Origin of the sequence: Winogradskyella psychrotolerans, assembly GCF_018860565.1 — a bacterium.
In the GTDB taxonomy this organism is placed as follows: Bacteria; Bacteroidota; Bacteroidia; order Flavobacteriales; family Flavobacteriaceae; genus Winogradskyella; species Winogradskyella damuponensis.
Genome location: NZ_JAHKPS010000013.1, coordinates 122413 through 141813 on the forward strand (window position 1 = coordinate 122413; position 19401 = coordinate 141813).

Here is a 19401-nt window from a genome sequence, read left to right on the forward strand (position 1 = left end):
GCGAAGATTCACTGAAAGTAAATCAAAAAATATATAAAGCGTAAAAGCATAAAAAAAGGCCATAGCAATGCCCTAGCATTGTGAACTTTTACTATTGTACAGCTCACGCTCACCCGCGAAGATTCACTGAAAGTAAATCAAAAAATATATAAAGCGTTAAAGCATAAAAAAAGGCCATAGCAATGCCCTAGCATTGCAAACTTTTACTATTGTAAAGCTCACCTTCTATGTATTAAGCAAAGCAAAATCGAGTACAACAAAAATTTAAAAAATCTATAATAGTGTGCCAGCACAACCAATAGTAACCACCTCACAACTCAACCATACCTAAATGATTAATATTTAAACGGTTTGAGTTAAAATCATGAAATTTATACCACTATATTTAAATTGAATTTTAAATAGTAATCTTATGAAAACAACATATCCCTTTTTAGCCTTAGCACTATTAACGCTTTCTTTTTCTTGTAAAAATGAAACCTCAAAAGAAAGCATAGACACTAGAAATCCAATGAACGAAGAACTTACCGATACCAGAAATTATGAAAAGGATGGCAATTTTGAAGAAGACGTTTATACCTACAAGGAAAAAACCGGTGACATAGACCAAAACTGGAATCTAAACAACCCAGAACGACAAATGCGTTTATTTGCGCAATTTAAAATGAGCGACGATCAACAACAACGCTATGAAACGGCACTCGCCAATTGGATGGATTCCAATACAGAACCCCCTTATAAAAACCTTTCGGCTAACGACCGTATCGACGCAGAAGCTAATATCTTAGAGACTATCCTAGATAAAGAACAGTTTAACCGTTATAAGCAATGGGCTAATGCTAATGACAAACGTTAGTTACGCCCTTGCGAGGACACAGAACAAAGCAATCTCAATTAACCAACTCAAGCTGTTCGGCTCCAACCCTATAACAACGTTCCTCTCCAAGATACAACGGATTACCATGCTTCTCAGACCAAAAGCCATCTAATAAGTCCTTAGTAATGCATTTATAGACCACAACCCCTTTATAAGTAAGATCATCATCACCTTTATAATTAAAATTAATAACCAAAATGTTGTCCTTATAAAAACCAGTACCAAATTGCTCTTGATTAGTATTAATTAGCCACTTTGCCTGTATTCGGTTGTGCTCATCTAAGGCTAATTCTAACATACCTTTGTAAGCTATGCCATTTTCGTCTTGGTTGCTTCCTATGATGTTGTATGTGCCTGGTAATTCGTTTATAGTCATTTGGTGTTTTGTGTCGTTTGTTTGGGTTTTATCCACTATATAAAAAGAAACGTTTTATAAATATACTTCTAAAGAATATAAAAATAAAAAGTGCACATTTAAAAATGTGCACCCTACCCTCTTCCTTAGAATAATATATTAATAGCAAATAACAATGTGCCGTAAAGTTAAAAATGATTTAGCTAATTACCTTACGGTTTTCCTTAATCGGAAAATTAAATAAGCCCTAAATCTTTTACAATGGCCACTAAATGTATGGCATTTTTAGCTTTAAACTGCACTCTAAGTTTATTTAAATGTTTTTCTACAGAACTTAAACTGCTTGGAGATATTTCATGATGCTTTAGAAACTTACTAATTTCTTCTTGAGATAAACCCTTAGAAAGTTGTTTTAGCAATACAATGTCGTAGTCTCTTATTTCTAAGTCTGTACTAGGACGCAAAGCCTGCTCTATTTGTGGTGAAATGTAAATATTATCATGATAAACCGATTGAATAGCTGCCTTAAGCTCATTAAGACCTTGTCGGCCTTTGCACACATAAGCATTAGCCTTATGTGTTTGAATTAAAGTTCTTACCCTTTGCAAACGATCCTCTACTGAATACACAATAATCTTTAACTCAGGATACTCTTGTTTTAATTGTTTTACTAAAGCTTCACCAGAAGCATAAGTTTGAGATCTATGGTCTGTTTTAAAAGATAAATCTGTAATTAATAAATGATAAGGCTCTGCTTTTTGGTACGCATTTTTAACTTTTAAATAAGCATCATCACAGTACTGTACTTGTGTTACATCTGTAATGCCAAGGCCTTCTAAAACCGTGCCCACACCTTGATTGATACTCCCTAAATCATCGGATATTAATACTTTTGAAAACATATTAAATTATAACTTGTGCTTTAAAGCCTTTATTAATTTCTGAATCAAAAGTAATTGATCCGTTGATAGATTCAATACGGTTTTCCGCATTTTGCAAACCATCGCTTTTAATAATATTACTACCAACACCATTATCGTTATAGTCAATGGTTATTTTTTTATGGGTTTGACTAAAGTTTAAAACAACAATAGAGGCTTTACTATGTTTACGCATATTGGTCATTAATTCTTGTAAGACCCTGTAAAGAATTATTTTTTTTATATCAGACAAGCCATTCCAATTAATGTTCGAACTGTTTTTAGTAATCACATTAACATCCTTAGTTCTATAGCTAGATAGTAAATCATAAATTTGCGCATTAAAATTACCCTTCACATCTATAACACTATTTTCTTTTGAAATATCTCTTGTTCTAACATAAATATCTTCTAAATCGTCTAAAAGCTCCTCATTTACATGGTCGCTATTCTGAAGTTTAGTCATGACATGATAAACGTCATTAGCGACTTCATCATGCACTTTTTTAGAAATACGAGTTTCTGTATGATAGACCTGTTGTAATTTTTCTTTTTTGTGCTTATCATTAAGTTTGAGCACTACAAATACAGTTAATAGTATCACAAAGCCTGCTATAGACTGAACAACCAGACGTTTAAATTTCTCTTTCTCCTTTAAAATTTCATTTTCATCTGCACGTTTTTTCTCTTTAAAAAATTCATACTTACTTGATGCAAACTGATTTTTAAACACCTGATTTGCCAAATTAATACTATCATTCAATGTCTTAAACCTAATAACCTCCTTATCATTCTTCAGTGTCATTTTAAACCCTAAAACATGAGCTTCATAATATTTATTTCCACTAGTCTTAGCCAAGGTTAACGCCTTATCCGTATATGCTAGTGCCTGACTTTTCTGATTTCTATCACTATAGTACTCCGCTAGATGCAAGTAACTGGTAATTAATCCAGAATACGATTCTACAGCTTTTCTCATATCCAATCCTTTCTCTAAATTGCCTAAAGCCTCAGGATGATCAATTTTGGATTGCGCGTAACCCAAATTATCATACAGCCTGGCAACTTTAGTTTTAGATTCATTTTCAATACTAAAATCTAAAACACTTAAATAATCTGCTATAGCGTCTTTATACCTTTCTTCTTTAAGGTACACATTTGCGCGATTTTTTATAATAGTACTCTTACTGTTAAAAGCATCTGCAATAGCAATAGCTTTATTATAATAATTTAAAGACAAGTCATTGTTCTCTAAGTCTTCATTAATAAGTCCTAGATGATTATATAATGCTGTTCGAGATTCATTTTCTAAAGAATCCTTTATACTAGAATGATCTAACAGTTTTAGAGCTTCAACGGCATAATTCTCACTTTCATGTAAAAGTCCTTTTTTCCTAAGAGCAATAGAAATTAAACGCAAATCGTATATAGCGCCAATAGTATCTAACCGTTCTAATTTAGCATCTTTAGAATTTAAATAGAATCTAAACCCCTTTGTTAAATCCGAAATATTTTTGGGTTTTAAAATTAAACGTCTGTAGTCTGTACTGTCTTCTTCTTGTTGTTGTCCGTAACAATTTTGATTAGCGCTAATGCTGAATAATAACATTAGGAGAAGGCAAAAAAAAAGAGAAGAAATTTTAGTTGAAATCATTCCCCTAAAATAATAATAAATTTAATACTAACTAGTCATACCTACTGATGGAATTGTAGAATAAAAGTGAAGTGATAGATGCGTAATATCTTCTCTTTTTTTTAATATGCTTGCGATTATATTTTCATCTACCAACCTCTAAAAGTTAGATAAAAAGAATGCTAAACTGAAGAAAATCACATATCGTATAATTACCTAAAATTAATTATATATCCATCAATTTAAAACAGAAACATCAAGTAAGGTTTACAAATACAGGCGAGACAACACAAAAAACACGACTCATTTAGTCTACCTGAGCAAGGCTTAAAACGGCAAAAAGCCACAAAAAATACATTTAATCGGATTTATTTGCATTTAATGGATAAAAATATTATGTTTGTCGAATAATTTAGTCCCAAACTAAATAAATTTAACCACTTATGGATCGTGTTCATATTATATTGAAACGCTTTACATTATGCTTATTGCTTATGTATGCGTTTAATGCTTTCTCTTACAATACTTTAATTCCAGATGATAAGCTATCTGAATATGAAGATTGTAACGGCAAAGACAATAATTCGGATTTTACAGATACTTTTAACGCAACAAGTATATCATCTGAACCACCTGTAGATATAGACGGAAAATTCCAGCTTTATTTTGACGGTGTTGATGATTATGTTGAAGACGCCTCACTATTAAGCGGATGGCAAGAAGTTTCATTAATGGCATGGGTAAAAATTGATCCATCAGGACCAATGATTCAAACCATAGTTGGTCAAGATAATTTTTCTTTATTTTTAGTCTTTAACCGCTTAGTCGTTAAAACTAACAGTAGCTCTATAAGCACCCCCATGATATTACCCTCCAATCAATGGATGCATATTAGCGCAACATATAGTAATATTGAAAACCGACTAAAACTATACGTCAATGGAGAAGAAGTAAATAACATTTATCTTAACGGCGGCCCTCTTAATACAGATAGCACACCATTTTATGTTGGGAGAAGATATTACGGAACAGATAAATGGCATTTTAAAGGGCATATAGACGAAGTAAGACTTTTTAACAAAGCGCTTTCTAATGAACAAATTCAAAAAATAGTATACCAAGAAATTGAAAATAATGGCAATGTTCGCGGTACAGAAATCCCCATAAATATCAGCAGCTTATCTTGGTCTAATCTCATTAGATATTACCGTTTTGATAGTTATAGAGGAAATATTACAGACAACTTAACTACGCCAGCTATTGACACAGGTACAGGCGCAACACTACACAACATTGCCACTAGTCAGATTGTACCTCAATCAGCACCAATGCCATTTGTTACACAACGTAGTGGCAGCTTAGATGCTGCTGTTGAAAATACGGCAGATGGAGTTAATGGAGATGATGTCATAACTTACGATTGGTCTATTGTTAGAGTAGAACACAATAATGTTACCTATAATAGTAAACAAACGCATTTAGGTTTAATTATTAATGAAAACGATGCCAGTTCTAATCCCATAGAATATCATGTCACAAACGACTCAGAATTAAACATATCTTGGTATTTAAAATTAGATGGTTTTATTGATCTCGAAGGCGAATCTCAATTAGTACAAGGTGAAGATAGTATCCTCGATTCTGCAAGTATTGGTAAAATAGAACGTGACCAACAAGGTACTGCAGATACTTATACTTACAACTATTGGTCTTCTCCTGTTAAAATGCAAAATTCAGCATCAAATAATTTTAGGGTTATGGATGTCATGAAAGATGGTTCAGATCCTAACAACCCCATCAATATCAACTTTTCATCTTCTGGTTACGATGGTGCTGCAACTAGTCCTATTAAGATTGCTGACTATTGGATATGGAAATACGCCAATCTACCAACTAATACATATTCAGCATGGCAACATATTAGAAAAACAGGTACTCTATCACCTGGTGAAGGATTTACCATGAAAGGCCCAGGAACAGGTTCAATTTCTACACCACAAAATTATGTGTTTTCAGGTAAGCCAAACAATGGCGATATTAACCTTACATTGGCAGCTAACAATGATTATTTAGTAGGAAACCCATACCCTTCAGCTATAGATGCCCATGAATTTATTCGAGATAATGGTCCAACATTAGACTATGACAATACTCCAGTTCCAGACTCCACGCCTTTAATAAGCGGTACGCTTTATTTTTGGAATCATTGGGGAGGTGGTTCTCATTATTTACAAGATTATCAAGGCGGATATGCTACTTACAACTTTTCTGGAGCAGTAGCTGCAGCCTACAAGGCTAATAATCATCCAGATGTGGCTTCAGGAGGTACACCTACAAAAAAACCAGGACGTTATATTCCTATTGGGCAAGCGTTCTTTGTCACTGGAGAAAACTCTGGAACTATTAATTTTAACAACGGACAACGTATCTTTAAAACTGAAGATAATTCTTCGGTATTTATAAGAAGTGCATTTAATAATACAACTCCAACTAGTGAAACTAATAATACTGATGATGGTGATGACAGAATGAAATTTAGAATAGGATTTAATTCAGTAAATACCATTCATCGTCAATTATTATTAACCATAGACGATAATGCAACTCCTGGTGTTGATTGGGCTTATGATGGCAAATTAAACGAAACCCAAATAGATGATATGTTTTGGGTAATTAATACTGATGCGTATATCATTCAAGCCAGTAATGAAGCAGACATTAATACCACATACCCTTTAGGAATTAAAACAGATATGGATGGTATCAATTCAATAATGATTGATGCATTAGAACATGTTCCTGACAATTTTAATGTGTATTTACATGACATGGAACTAGATGTCTATCATGATTTAAGAGCTAGTAATTACGATATTTTCTTAAATGAAGGAGAATATTTAGATCGTTTTGAAATCACTTTTGGTACACCAGAACAAGTATTAGGTATTGGTGATCAAATAGCAAGTCATATAGATGTATTATACTCAAATACTATTGAAAAAATTGTACTTGTTAATCCAAATCAATTACACGTAAAATCTATGACTTTGTATAATATGCTAGGTCAATCTGTTTACACAATTAACAACATAGCACAACGTAATTATTCAGAATATAAAATAAGTAATTTAACTGTTGGTACTTATATTATCAAATTACAAACCGAAACGGGTTCCTTAGTAACCAAAAAAGTATTAATAAAATAGTTGATTGTTTTTAGTTAGTGATTAGAAAAGTCTCAGTCTACTTAAAACTGAGGCTTTTCTTATTTTAGTACCTCTAATAACTCCTCAAAGGAAAATTTATTTTGCGCTCCAGAATCCATATTTTTAAGCGTGAATAACTTAGCCTTAACTTCCTCTTCACCAACCAAAACTACAAACGGAATATGGCGACGATTCGCATAATTCATTTGTTTTTTCATTTGCTTACCTGAAACTGCGGCATCTGGAAATAATTCTGCTTTTACATTAGCTTGTCGTAATTTAGTTACAGCATTCAAACTAAATAACGCTTCTTCATCTCCAAAATTAATAAAGAGTACTTTAGTAGATTCTGTAATGGTCGATGGAAATAATCCCAATTCCTCTAACACCAAATAAATACGATCCAAACCAAAGCTAATTCCTACTCCACTCATATCTTTAAGACCAAAGATCCCCGTCAAATCATCATAACGACCGCCTCCACCAATAGAACCCATTTTTACTCCTTCTGGAGCTGAGACTTCAAAAATGGCTCCTGTATAATAATTTAGTCCTCTTGCTAAAGTAACATCAAGTTGAAGGTTTGCCGTTTTTAATTCTAAGTTGGAAATAGCAGTATTTATAAACTCAAGTTCTTCTATGCCTTTTAGTCCAATTTCTGAAGAACTCAAGATAGATTTTAAACTGTCTATCTGATTGCCAAAATCTCCTTTTAAAGTAAATAACGGTTGAAGCTTAGTAATACCATCTTCAGAAATACCTTTACTACGCATTTCGTCTTTTACTTTCTCCTCACCTATTTTATCTAACTTATCTAAAGCCACTGTAAAATCGATGAGTTTATCTTGTGCTCCAATAACTTCTGCAATACCTGATAAGATTTTACGGTTATTAATTTTAATCGTAACACCTTCTAATTTTAATGCCGAAAATACAGCATCATACAACTGTACAAACTCGACTTCTTGAAACAAGGATTTAGAACCTACAACATCGGCATCACACTGATAGAACTCTCTAAAACGTCCTTTTTGTGGACGGTCTGCACGCCAAACCGGTTGTATTTGGTAACGTTTAAAAGGGAATTCGATGTCGTTTTGGTGTTGTACAACGTATCTTGCAAAAGGGACTGTAAGATCGTAACGTAATGCCTTTTCTGAAATTTTAGAAGTTAGTATAGCTTCCGACTTAGACTTATAATCTTCATCTGAAATTTTTTTCAAAAACTCACCACTATTCAAAATCTTAAAAATCAAGCGATCTCCTTCGTCTCCGTATTTGCCCATCAAGGTATTCGAGTTTTCAAAACTTGGAGTTTCAATAGGTTGAAATCCAAAAATTTGAAACTGTGCTTTTATCGTTTCCATGATATAAGAACGCTTTGCAACATCTTCTGCGTTAAAATCTCTTGTGCCTTTTGGTATACTTGGTTTTTGTGCCATATTAATCTCCCACGAAAGTGGGAGTCTTTTTAAGTGAAACTCTATTTTATAAAAAAAACACTTCGACTATCCTCCGTGTGACTTCATCCTTGAAACTATGAAATTTCTATGATGAAGTCACAAAAATATTATAATTTTTAGAGGTCTTACTAAGATAATTGGATTTTATAGTAACTTTATGCTACTTAAGTAGTCTTATACTTAAAACAACCCAACTAACGTATCCAAAAAACTATGTTTTCATTAGCTAAAGAGAATATTAGAATTGCTTTCGACTCTATAAAAAGTCAATTATTACGTACCATACTAACGGTTTTAATAATCGCTATTGGTATTATGGCACTGGTTGGGATTTTAAGTGGTGTATCTGCATTAGAAAATACTATTACTGGTAATTTCTTATCTATGGGTTCTAATACTTTTAATTTTCAGCGTTACGAATTTACGGCACAACGCCAAAGCAGTAGAGAACGACAAAAAATAAATCCAGTGATTAGCTACCGAAATGTAAAAGATTTTGAAGAAAATTATAACTTTCCGTTTACAAAAGTAGCTGTGTCTTTCTTTGGGACTTCTTCTGCAGAAATAAAATACGAGAGTAAAAAAACCGACCCTGAAGTAGCTGTTATTGGAGCAAATGAGTTTTTTATTGAAAACTCCGGTTTAGAAATAGAAAATGGCCGTTCTTTAAATGTATTTGATGCAAAAAACGGAAACGCTGTTTGTGTGATTGGTAGCGATTTACACAAAGCCCTGTTTCCTGAAGACAACCCTATTGGCAAAACAATTAGCGTTAGAGGCTCTAAATTTAAGGTCATTGGCGTATTAAAAGAAAAAGGATCTACGTTTGGCAACAATCAAGATTTAAGAGTGATTATGCCTATCCAAAAAGCACGTTCCATCTTTACCAATCCAAATATTAATTACAATTTAAGTGTTAAGGTTGATAAAGGAGACATGCTTGAAGCAGCAAAAGAAGATGCCATAATAACTTTTAGAAACATTAGAGGCCTTAACCCTATTGAAAAAAATGATTTTGGAATTAAGGGAAGTGATGATTTATTAAACCAAGTGGCACAAAATACAGCAGCACTTTATGTAGCTGCTTGGATAATTAGCATTATTACCATTTTTGGATCTACAATTGCCTTAATGAATATTATGCTCGTTTCCGTTAGCGAACGTACTCGTGAGATTGGTGTAAGAAAAGCGCTTGGCGCTAAGAGCAAAACTATTGCCTTTCAGTTTTTTATGGAAACCATAATCATTGGTCAACTTGGTGGTCTATTAGGAACTATTCTTGGTATTTTAATAGGATTAGCAGTTGCCAAAGGATTTGATCTCGAATTCTCTACACCTTGGGTAGCCATGATTTGGGCTACAAGCATTGCTTTTGTTGTGGCTATTGTTTCTGGTTTATATCCTGCCACAAAAGCTGCAAAATTAGATCCTATTGAGTCTTTACGTTATGAATAAAGACTCGTAAAGCCAAGAGTTTTATTCTAATAGAATCCCATTGATAGTTGAGTTTAGCTAATGTCACTGATTCCAGATTTTTGTTATTAAACACTTTTTTATCATTTTATTTCTAAATGAAATAACGCATATAACAAAGCCTTTCTATAGCATTGTTAATTACAAATCAAAAGAAAGGCCTATAAATAAAAGTGACTAAACTAAAGGGTTTTATGCTCCTTTTACCAAATTAGCAAAATAATTAAATAATTCCCCTTTTGTGATATTGGCTCCAGCCTGAATCATTTTAAAAATATCTAAATGCTTATCGTCTGAATAGTCTTTTTTAGCATTAAAGAACTCAACAGAATCTGATAATAAATTATCTCGTAACCAGTTAAAACCTTCTTTAGTTGTAAAATCAACAGCCTTATTTTGGATTCTTAGGGCAATTAAACGCATACTCTTTTCATTGCACTGAAAAAGATGTATTTGCTGTGGCGAGATATGCTCTAAATATTGCACTTTATTTAATACTCCTAGCCATACTAAATCACTAAAGACGTCTAATTCTTGTTCTGCAACTTCTGGTTTATTCTTTTTTATATCTTCCCATTCGTCTGCAGTAATGGATTGTGTTGCTAAAAAGTTGATGAATTCTTGGTGTAATTCTTCAAATTGTTCTTTTGTTAATCTTGTGTATTTCATGACAAATTTATTTGTCATTCCGCACTTATGCGGAATTTGTTTAATTATTATTTACTTTTTAATGAGCATTTCTACTGCGCGTAATACAACAGCTAACACTTCAAATTTAATTATTGATCGCTTTATAAGCTTCAAAAGGTCTATCTGTAGCTATGATATCTGCTCCTTTTTCTTTCCACTGAACATATAATTTATCTCCTCTTGCTTCTGCACTTTTATCTAAGTTTCCTAATGTACCTAGAATACAAACGATATTTTTATCGTGTAAACTTTTAAAAAGTAACGGATCCGACAAACGTGTCCCTGTAAAAGCCAACATATTTTTAGTAGGAATATTAGTTTCTAATAACCGATTTAGCTCGTCATCATTTCTAGCTGAAACAGACAATAATAAATCTGGTGCTATTTTATAAGCGGTTTTAGCTTCTTCAACATTGTAAGTAATTATAATACAAACATCTTCAGCTTTAAATTCTCTAATCGTTTTAATAACGGCTTCTTGACTTACAGATTTTTTAATATCTACTGTTAGAATGACATTATTTTTTACACACCATTGTAAAACTTCTGAGAACAAAGGAATTTTAAAGTCTGTTTTATTACCATAATCATCCTTTAAATTAAATTGCTTCAATTCTTGGTATAATAATTCATCTACTTTCCCACTTCCTGTTGTTGTTCTATCTATCGTTTTATCGTGCATTAAGACTAATTTCCCATCTTTGGTCTGAGCGACGTCAACTTCATAGACTGCAACAATGCTATCACTAACATATTTCAGTGTTTCTATACAATTTTCTGGATAATTTATAAATCCTTTTCCACCTCTATGTACACTGATATTTGGATACTCTAAATTTGAAACCTTAAAGCGTTCTATTAATTTAGAAGGCTGTAGTTCTAAAGTATCTGTTGACGTTTTAGTTTGTTTACAAGCCCAAAAAGCACAAAGCGCAAAAATTAAAAGAAACTGTTTCATATTATAAATATTGCAATGCTTAAGCGATTTAAATCTTATATTCTATTCAAAAAATAAGTTATAAAAAAACCGCTTAGTAAACTAAACGGTTTTTAATAATTGTAATAAAAAGATTATGCGTCAGCGACAACGTCGAAAGTTAAATCAACTGTTACTGATCTGTGTAATCTAATTGCAGCTTCATACTGACCTAAACGCTTAATGTTACCACCAGTGATAGCAATAAACTTTTTGTCAACTTCATGACCAGCGTTTTTAATAGCAGCAGCCAAATCTATATTGGTAATAGAACCAAATAATTTGTCTCCAGCAGTAGCACCAGTACCAGCTTTAGCTGTAATTTTAATATCTAAACCTCTTAAAGCTTCAGCAGTTTTTTCAGCTTCAGCAATAACAGTTTTTTCTTTATAAGCTCTTTGCTTTAAAGTTTCTGCTAATACTTTTTTAGCAGAAGAAGTAGCCATTATAGCTTGTCCTTGAGGAATTAAAAAGTTTCTACCATAACCGTTCTTAACAGATACAATATCGTCTTTAAATCCTAAATTTTCAACGTCTTGTTTTAATATAAGTTCCATTGTTATGATATTTTATTTTAATAAATCTGCTACGTAAGGCATTAAAGCTAAATGTCTCGCTCTTTTTACAGCTACAGACACTTTTCTTTGATACTTTAAAGATGTTCCTGTTAAACGTCTTGGTAATAACTTGCCTTGTTCGTTTACAAAACCTAATAACCAATCTGCATCTTTATAATCTACATACTTGATTCCAGATTTTTTGAAACGACAATACTTCTTATTTTTAGAAGTTTCTATGTTCAAAGGAGTAAGATATCTAATTTCTCCGTCCTTTTTTCCTTTTGCTTGTTGTTCTATTGATGACATAATTACGCTTTTGCTTTTGCTTTAACTTTCATTTTTTCTCTTCTTCTCTCAGCCCATGAAATAGCATGTTTGTCTAATTTCACAGTTAAGTAACGCATAAAACGCTCATCACGTCTAAATTCTACCTCTAAAGGTTCGATAACTTCACCAGACACCTGGTATTCAAATAAGTGATAAAAACCACTTTTTTTGTTTTGAATTGGGTAGGCTAATTTTTTTAGTCCCCAATCTTCTTTTGATACCATCTTAGCTCCTTTAGAAACGAGGAAATCCTCATATTTCTTTACTGTCTCCTTTATCTGGTCTTCAGATAAAACGGGATTTAAGATGAAAACAGTTTCATAATGATTCATAATAAATAATTTTGTTTATTGTTAAAACGGCTGCAAAAATACACATAAATTCTATATTTGACAACGTTTTTCTAATCTAATATTAAGACTACATTATTGCTTTAAAAATTATGTTAAATCTTACGGTTTGTCGGTAATATTTGTTTTTTAACCGAATTTATCGTACTATTGTCGATATCTTAACCTAAAATAAATAATGTTATGACTTTAAACTGTGTAGTTGTTGATGATTCTGCGATTCAGCGCCTCTCTATAGTAAAGTTAATTGAGAATCATTCCTCACTTAACCTTATTGCAGAGTACAGCAGTGCGTTAGAAACAAAAAACGGTCTTAATACACATAAAGTAGATCTTATCTTCTTAGATATAGAGATGCCTGTATTAAACGGTTTTGAATTACTAGATGTACTCAACAACAAACCCCAAATTATTTTTGTTACTGGTAAAACCGAGTATGCTTTTAAAGCATTTAACTATGATGCTACCGATTATCTTCAAAAACCAATCACTAAAGAACGTTTTAATGTCGCTGTAGAAAAAGCTATTGAGCAACACAAATTAAAACTAGACTTTAACGAAACGGATGGCGAACATATCTTTGTAAAAAGTAACCTTAAAAAACGTAAAGTTTATATTAAGGATATTAAATGGATTGAAGCGCTTGGTGATTACGTAAAAGTAGTAACTGAAGAAAACAGCTTGGTAGTACTATCTACAATGAAAGCTTTTGAACAAGAGTTACCCGAAGGTAAGTTTTTAAGAATTCACAAATCCTACATTGTGAATCTCGATAAAATTGACCGATTTAACAGTAAAAATGTTGAAGTTGGTGCTTATGAAATTCCTTTGAGTCGAAATAAAAAGACCCAATTAGTAGATGCTTTAAATAATATGTAAGAATATTATATTTACATATAAAGCATTACATTATAAATTATAAAAAATCCCAAGCAAATGTTTGGGATTTTTTAGTTCTTAAAGTTTATATACTAAGAAATTATTTAATTTTCACATCCCTAAAATCACCTTAATAAGGACAATACCCATCAAGAATATTCAAGTTTCTTTAGTGTAATTCATGTTATTTAGAAAAAAAACATCAATCTATAATAAAAAATTTAGTCACATAGGTTGTACCCTTGAGGAGGCTTTATGAGTATTTTAAAATTTGGATTTAATAATTATCCACATTAATAACAACTCTCACTGACCTAAAATCTTTTACTGCATTAAAGCTATTATCTATTTTCCTAATGGCTTCTTTTGTTTTTGCCAAGGATTGTTTTTGTGGAATTTTTACCAAGATATTTTTATGATATAAATTTCGAATTCTTGATACTGGCGGAAATTCTGGACCTAAAACATTAGCTTTAAATAATTGCTTTAATGATTTTGCATACCAATCTGCAGCCAAATTCACTCGATTATAATCCTTATGCTTGAAAGTAATTTTAATCAACCTAAAAACTGGTGGATATTTAAAATTATAACGCTCATTCATCTGCTCTGCAAACATCTCCTTATAAGCATTAGTAGATACTTGTTGTAAAATATTATGATGCGGATTATACGTTTGAATTAAAACTTTTCCTCTTAAATCCGTACGACCTGCTCTACCAGACACTTGTGCCATGAGTTGGTAACTGCGTTCGTGTGCTCTAAAATCTGGAAAATTAAGCAAGTTATCAGCATTCATAATACCAACTAACTTTACAAATCTAAAATCTAGACCTTTGGTTAGCATTTGCGTTCCAACCAAAATATCAACTTCGCGTTGTTCAAAGCTGTTTATTATTTTCTCGAAGCCATATTTTCCACGTGTGGTATCTAAATCCATACGCGCCACTTTCTTATCTGGAAATAACACTTTGACCTCTTGCTCTATTTGCTCTGTACCAAAACCTTTAGTATCTAATGTAGCGTTACCACAAGCCTGACAACTTTTTAGCATAGCCGAATTGTATCCACAATAATGACAACGCAACTGATCTCTGTATTGGTGATATGTTAAACTGACATCGCAATTAGGGCATTGAGGCGACGTTCCGCAAGTTGTACATTCGATAATTGGTGAAAAGCCACGACGATTTTGAAATAATATAATTTGAAATCCTTCTTCTAAAGTTTCTGTCATTTCTTCGATTAACCTATCGCTAAAATGACCTTTCATGCGCTTACGCTTATATTTATCTGCCAAATCTACCAGTTCTATATCTGGCATTAACACATTGTTATATCGTGAATTTAATTCCACCAATCCATATTTACCTTGACTGGCGTTAAAATAACTTTCTAGACTTGGAGTGGCTGATCCTAAAAGGGTTTTTGCTTGAAAGATATTTGCTAAAACAATTGCCGCATCTCTTGCATGATAGCGTGGTGCAGGATCAAATTGTTTGTAAGACGACTCATGCTCTTCGTCAACAATAATTAATCCTAAATTATGAAAAGGCAATAATAATGACGATCGTGCGCCGATAACAACCTGTGCTTTTTCGGAATTATTAAGCATATTTTGCCAAACTTCTACCCTTTCATTTCCTGAATATCTCGAATGAAAAACAGCGACTTTCTCACCAAAATAATCCTGAAGTCGGTTTACCAATTGTGTAGTTAATGCAATCTCTGGCAATAAATACAAGACTTGTTTTCCTAAATCTAATTGTTTTTGAATGAGCTGAACATAAATTTCTGTTTTACCCGAAGAGGTAACTCCATGCAATAATGCCACTGATTTTTCTTTAAAAACAGCCTCAACCTCATCACATGCCTGTTGTTGAGCTTCACTTAATCGTTTAGCATCTGAATCTCCATCGCCATCAAATTGAACTCGATCGACTTGAATGTGATATTCCTCTAAAATATGTTTATCAATTAAGGTTTTAATTATCGAAGTAGATGCTCCACTACGTTCTGCTAAATCTGAAACTTTAATTGGTTGCTTCAAAGAGGCTTCCATTGTAAATAAAGTGAGTACAACTTCGCGCTGCTTTGGTGCTCTACTTAATTCTTCTAGCAACTCTTGTAGCTTTTCTTGAGATTTGTGGTTGTGATGTAACTTGACGTACCGCACTAATTTTGGCGTGTACTTTTCGTACATTTCTTCTTGTAAATTTAAAACACCCTTTTCTACCAAGCCATTGATAATTGGAAGTACACGCTTTTTATCTAATATAGATACGACATCATTTATCTTTAATGAAGATTGATGTTGTAGCGCTTCATAAATTAAATATTCTTCGTCTTTTAATTCAGACGCTTCAATAACAACTTTTTCATTTCTAGAGATTATGGTTTCGCTTTCTAACAAAAAAGCATTTGGCATTGCCGCTCTCATTACTTCTCCTAAACTACACATGTAATAATTAGCAATCCATTCCCAATGTTGCAATTGTGTTTCTGTTATTACAGCTGTATCATCTAAAATTTGATGAATCGTTTTTGCATCGTAAGCCGTTGGTGGATTTTGATGGATTGTATAAACTAAAGCCGTATAAATTTTACTTTTCCCAAAAGGCACTGCGACTCGCATTCCTGGTTTTAAGAATTGAGATTCTGCCTCAGTAATATGATAGGTAAATGCCTTTTGAAGTGGAATAGGTAAAATGACGTCTATAAAATGTAGCATTATTTAATACGTTTCCAATATTGAGTTTTATAGAAAAAAGCGATGTATCCTCGTACTTGAAGAGTATCGTTATTGTCATCAAGTTTTAATTGACACTTATACACTTTTCCATTTTCAGGATTTAAAATCTCACCATCATTATAAACATCATCATCTTTAGTTAAACCATCTATAATTTGAAGGCCAACAATAGGCTTGTCTTTATTCTTTCCTTTACATTCTGTACATATTGGATTTTCAACCTTTGGTTTAATTAATTCTATAATTTTCCCATAAATTTTTCCTTCAGACTCATAAATCTCAACTATCGATTTTGCCTGACCTGTATTATCGTCAATTGTTTTCCATTTCCCTGTTATAGATTGTGCTGAAAGGCTACAAAACAGGAGAAGCATAACAAAACTTGTAATATATTTTTTTAACATCGTTTGATCTTTCTTAAATTAATCTAGCTACTTATTAAATAACATAACTGTTAGCAATGGTATATATTTCAAAAGTAATAGGTTTAATTAAGAAAACCATCTCTAATTGAGATGGTTTTTTAAGGACTAGCCACTTTTTGGATAGTTTATTATTACTCGGTTACATATTCAATTTCATTAAAAACACCATCTGTAACGGCGTAGGTGATATTTGAATTGTCATCATCAATAGAAACAAATTGAAACTCACCAGAAACGACTCTATTAATCTTATCAATGGCCGTTATTTTTACATAAGCCTCCATATTTGACTCTGAACTAAGATAAGTATCATTTGTATTTTGCTCGTTATAATAGCCAGCCACCGTTAAATCTCCCTGTTGGGCATAATACTCTCCACCTGAGACAACCATATCAAAATCTAAACCGCCCAAAGCAAGACTTACAACTCTTGCATTAAAACCATCATCAAATGTTGTAGCTCCGATTCCAAAAACAAAAACAGAATTAGATTCTACCAATTGCGCATACACTCCTGTTAAAATACTATTACCCTCTACCACAAAATCTTCACCATTAACTTTAGCTGTTAAATAAGCACCATTTAAGTCATTTGGTTCATTAAAATCGTCACTATTGTTACTAGAACAAGCTACTAACACACTTAATGACACCAACATAAACAGCAGTCTTTTCATCTTTTTAATTTTGTAACAAACAGCTAAGCTCTCTATTTTAATCTTGAGTAACAGCACTAAATAATTGCACTATCTCTCTTGCATTTTCTATACTTGATGCTTCAATAACAATTTTATTACCATAGCTTTTTATCTCACCATCTTTATAGGTTTTTATAATTTTTTCAAAATACTTCGTATTCATTTCTACTTGTACTTTTTTCCCTGAAGTTGTCATTACCACACTTTTAGAATTAATATCCTTAAGCCCAAATTCGTACACTTCTTCTTCACTCTTTTTAGCATTTGAAAAAATATGAGTAAGCTTAACAATATGAGCTTCTTCATCTACAAGTTCTATAGATTGCTCATAGCTATCTTCATTAATTTTAACAATTCCTATAGCTTCTGTGAGTTTTTCTAAGCCTTGTTTTTCATCAATATCATTAGTTTCTTTTACCATATCTAAACAGCTTTTAATAATATTCTGAAAAGCTTCTTTAGCAATCATCGCTTCTTCAATAGAGTTAACATATATCCTTGTATCATCATCATAGTTTTGTAATACTCCATTTTCTAAATGTTTTATAAACTTATTTTTCTGATTGGTATTTAAGGATACAAATAGTAAATCCTTTTGAGAATTATAATCTATATTATCACTGTTTATATCAATAAAATTAAAGGTGTACTTATGATCTTCATTAGCTTTACTAGTCACTAACTTTACTTCTAAATCTGTGACACAATCGTCTGTAATAGCTTGTGTAAAAGCTTTGTCTTCTGATGCAACTTGAGTTATAACACTATTTAAGTAACTAATAGCATCAGATCTGGTGTCTATTTTTGGCTTAGAACTTTCAAAAGCCTCTTCTGCCAAAGGAATAATAGCCTTCAAAACTTTGTAAATATCTTTTCCATTTTCTATGCTTGTGGCATAAAATTCCAACTTATTTATAAAACTTTGCTGAATATCATTTTCAAAAGTTTTAATATTTTTTATGTTTCTTCTTGTTGAAACCTCAATATAAAACTCATCACTTTTAATTTTAAAATCTATGCTATTAGGATTTAAAACCGCAAAGTTAAATTCGTAATCCTCGTTTGAAGATTTACTCTTAGCATTTACTATGGTCTCCAATTTAGCGTATCCGTTTTGCTTAGAGTCATTGCTTAGCTTTTGTATGTATTGTTTTTTAGAATAATCTACTTCTGCTACATTATCCATTAACCATTGCAAATGGTCTGAATACGTATTAAGCGACAGTTTATTTTTTTCTAAAGTCTCATTTAACGGAATAATATCTTTTATAGCTTCTGAGATATGTCTTCCATTATCAATATCTTTTGCGTACAAAAAAAGCTCATCGATATAACTTACTTTATCTCCTCCGTCTTCAATTTTTTTAATCAGTTTTTGTTTTCCTTTAATAAACAATTGAACTAGGATAAGATCCTTCTTAGTAATACTCCTTACAGTATTAATATCAATATCAGAAAAACTAAATTCGTAATTAATAGCTTCTGTTTCTCCTTTAGAATTTACTTCTGTTATTGTCAAAACAACATAACCAGAAGAAACAACTTTCATTTCTTGACTGAATTGCGCTTTTGAGGCCTCGACAGTTTCAAAGTTTGAAGCAATAGTCTCTACTTGTTCATTGAAATTTTGTGAATTAACTATAGAAAAAAAAAGAATAAGACACAATGTTAATAAACTACTTTTTGACAGATTATTAATAGAATTGTTCATTTGTTGGTTGGTTTATTTTTTATGATTAAGGCTGAAAGTTAGTCATATACTCCTAGAAATCAAAATAATCGAAAATACCTTAACGATAAGAAAACAACTAATAATT

17 protein-coding genes are annotated in these 19401 nt (G+C 32.0%); 4 read left to right on the forward strand and 13 right to left on the reverse strand.

Features of this window, described 5'->3' with window-relative positions; translation table 11 throughout:
- Positions 1-412 precede the first annotated feature (412 nt).
- The gene (locus KO504_RS05115; protein ID WP_215925253.1) at positions 413-856 is read left to right on the forward strand and encodes a hypothetical protein; all 444 of its coding nucleotides are present in this window, start codon (positions 413-415) and stop codon (positions 854-856) included.
- 34 nt (positions 857-890) lie between these two features.
- Here the strand turns inward: KO504_RS05115 and KO504_RS05120 are convergent, their stop codons facing one another.
- The 3 genes from KO504_RS05120 to KO504_RS05130 all read right to left on the reverse strand — a co-directional run bounded on the left by KO504_RS05120 (position 891) and on the right by KO504_RS05130 (position 3761).
- Positions 891-1253 carry a hypothetical protein gene (locus KO504_RS05120; RefSeq protein ID WP_215925254.1) on the reverse strand — a complete coding sequence of 121 codons (363 nt, stop codon included), beginning with the start codon at positions 1251-1253 and terminating at the stop codon, positions 891-893.
- Between the two features lie 215 nt (positions 1254-1468).
- Positions 1469-2134 carry a DNA-binding response regulator gene (locus tag KO504_RS05125; protein ID WP_215925255.1) on the reverse strand — a complete coding sequence of 222 codons (666 nt, stop codon included), beginning with the start codon at positions 2132-2134 and terminating at the stop codon, positions 1469-1471.
- A 1-nt stretch (position 2135) separates the two neighbouring features.
- A complete protein-coding gene (locus tag KO504_RS05130; RefSeq protein WP_215925256.1) occupies positions 2136-3761 on the reverse strand; it encodes a tetratricopeptide repeat-containing sensor histidine kinase in 1626 nt (541 codons plus the stop codon).
- 467 nt (positions 3762-4228) lie between these two features.
- On the opposite strand from KO504_RS05130, the gene KO504_RS05135 reads away from it, so the two are divergent.
- The gene (locus KO504_RS05135; RefSeq protein WP_215925257.1) at positions 4229-6991 is read left to right on the forward strand and encodes a LamG-like jellyroll fold domain-containing protein; all 2763 of its coding nucleotides are present in this window, start codon (positions 4229-4231) and stop codon (positions 6989-6991) included.
- A gap of 59 nt (positions 6992-7050) precedes the next feature.
- Here KO504_RS05135 and hisS read toward each other — a convergent pair whose 3' ends face one another.
- Positions 7051-8433: a histidine--tRNA ligase gene (gene hisS / locus KO504_RS05140; protein ID WP_215925258.1), complete on the reverse strand. Its 1383-nt coding sequence runs from the start codon at positions 8431-8433 to the stop codon at positions 7051-7053.
- 234 nt (positions 8434-8667) lie between these two features.
- Between hisS and KO504_RS05145 the strand changes: the two genes are divergently transcribed.
- The gene (locus tag KO504_RS05145) at positions 8668-9909 is read left to right on the forward strand and encodes an ABC transporter permease (RefSeq protein ID WP_215925259.1); all 1242 of its coding nucleotides are present in this window, start codon (positions 8668-8670) and stop codon (positions 9907-9909) included.
- Between the two features lie 210 nt (positions 9910-10119).
- On the opposite strand, the gene KO504_RS05150 is transcribed toward KO504_RS05145, so the two are convergent.
- From KO504_RS05150 to rpsF, 5 genes are all read right to left on the reverse strand, one after another.
- Positions 10120-10596, reverse strand: a complete 477-nt coding sequence (locus KO504_RS05150) for a DUF6495 family protein (RefSeq protein ID WP_215925260.1) — start codon at positions 10594-10596, stop codon at positions 10120-10122.
- Between the two features lie 106 nt (positions 10597-10702).
- The gene (locus tag KO504_RS05155) at positions 10703-11575 is read right to left on the reverse strand and encodes a glycerophosphodiester phosphodiesterase family protein (protein ID WP_215925261.1); all 873 of its coding nucleotides are present in this window, start codon (positions 11573-11575) and stop codon (positions 10703-10705) included.
- Positions 11576-11688: 113 nt separating this feature from the next.
- On the reverse strand, positions 11689-12150 hold the full coding sequence (rplI, locus tag KO504_RS05160; RefSeq protein ID WP_215925262.1) for a 50S ribosomal protein L9: 462 nt from the start codon (positions 12148-12150) through the stop codon (positions 11689-11691).
- Between the two features lie 12 nt (positions 12151-12162).
- The gene (gene rpsR / locus KO504_RS05165; RefSeq protein ID WP_186845850.1) at positions 12163-12459 is read right to left on the reverse strand and encodes a 30S ribosomal protein S18; all 297 of its coding nucleotides are present in this window, start codon (positions 12457-12459) and stop codon (positions 12163-12165) included.
- Between the two features lie 2 nt (positions 12460-12461).
- Complete coding sequence (gene rpsF / locus KO504_RS05170) at positions 12462-12812, reverse strand: 30S ribosomal protein S6 (RefSeq protein ID WP_092443854.1); 351 nt, start codon at positions 12810-12812, stop codon at positions 12462-12464.
- A gap of 201 nt (positions 12813-13013) precedes the next feature.
- On the opposite strand from rpsF, the gene KO504_RS05175 reads away from it, so the two are divergent.
- A complete protein-coding gene (locus tag KO504_RS05175; protein WP_179339550.1) occupies positions 13014-13709 on the forward strand; it encodes a LytR/AlgR family response regulator transcription factor in 696 nt (231 codons plus the stop codon).
- Positions 13710-13986: 277 nt separating this feature from the next.
- Here KO504_RS05175 and priA read toward each other — a convergent pair whose 3' ends face one another.
- The 4 genes from priA to KO504_RS05195 form a co-directional block, all read right to left on the reverse strand.
- Entirely contained in the window at positions 13987-16440 is a 2454-nt protein-coding gene (gene priA, locus KO504_RS05180; RefSeq protein WP_215925263.1) for a replication restart helicase PriA, read from the reverse strand.
- On the reverse strand, positions 16440-16865 hold the full coding sequence (locus KO504_RS05185; protein ID WP_215925264.1) for a DUF2147 domain-containing protein: 426 nt from the start codon (positions 16863-16865) through the stop codon (positions 16440-16442). The genes priA and KO504_RS05185 overlap by 1 nt, the downstream gene beginning before the upstream one ends.
- Positions 16866-17017: 152 nt before the next feature.
- On the reverse strand, positions 17018-17563 hold the full coding sequence (locus KO504_RS05190; protein ID WP_215925265.1) for a DUF6252 family protein: 546 nt from the start codon (positions 17561-17563) through the stop codon (positions 17018-17020).
- A gap of 37 nt (positions 17564-17600) precedes the next feature.
- The gene (locus tag KO504_RS05195) at positions 17601-19295 is read right to left on the reverse strand and encodes a hypothetical protein (RefSeq protein ID WP_215925266.1); all 1695 of its coding nucleotides are present in this window, start codon (positions 19293-19295) and stop codon (positions 17601-17603) included.
- Positions 19296-19401: the final 106 nt, after the last annotated feature.